General features: G+C 50.5%; 1 rRNA gene. It reads right to left on the bottom strand.

The features are described from left to right. Window positions 1–808 (bottom strand): 23S ribosomal RNA (locus CZ809_RS20850); the annotation flags it as partial.

Raw genomic sequence — 808 nt, 5'->3', positions numbered from 1 at the left:
ATTGCCGCAGCTTCGGTGTATAGCTTAGCCCCGTTAAATCTTCCGCGCAGGCCGACTCGACCAGTGAGCTATTACGCTTTCTTTAAATGATGGCTGCTTCTAAGCCAACATCCTGGCTGTCTGAGCCTTCCCACATCGTTTCCCACTTAGCTATAACTTTGGGACCTTAGCTGGCGGTCTGGGTTGTTTCCCTCTTCACGACGGACGTTAGCACCCGCCGTGTGTCTCCCGGATAGTACTTACTGGTATTCGGAGTTTGCAAAGGGTTGGTAAGTCGGGATGACCCCCTAGCCTTAACAGTGCTCTACCCCCAGTAGTATTCGTCCGAGGCGCTACCTAAATAGCTTTCGGGGAGAACCAGCTATCTCCGAGTTTGATTGGCCTTTCACCCCTAGCCACAAGTCATCCGCTAATTTTTCAACATTAGTCGGTTCGGTCCTCCAGTAAGTGTTACCTCACCTTCAACCTGCCCATGGCTAGATCACTCGGTTTCGGGTCTAATCCTAGCAACTATGACGCCCAGTTAAGACTCGGTTTCCCTACGGCTCCCCTAAACGGTTAACCTTGCTACTAAAATTAAGTCGCTGACCCATTATACAAAAGGTACGCAGTCACCCAACAAGTGGGCTCCTACTGCTTGTACGTACACGGTTTCAGGTTCTATTTCACTCCCCTCACAGGGGTTCTTTTCGCCTTTCCCTCACGGTACTGGTTCACTATCGGTCAGTCAGGAGTATTTAGCCTTGGAGGATGGTCCCCCCATGTTCAAACAGGATATCACGTGTCCCGTCCTACTCGATTTCACTAA

It is taken from the genome of Photobacterium piscicola (genome assembly GCF_900166965.1).
Lineage (GTDB): Bacteria > Pseudomonadota > Gammaproteobacteria > Enterobacterales > Vibrionaceae > Photobacterium > Photobacterium piscicola.
Note: the sequence above shows the minus strand (reverse complement) of the source record. Positions and strands in the feature narration are given on the sequence as shown.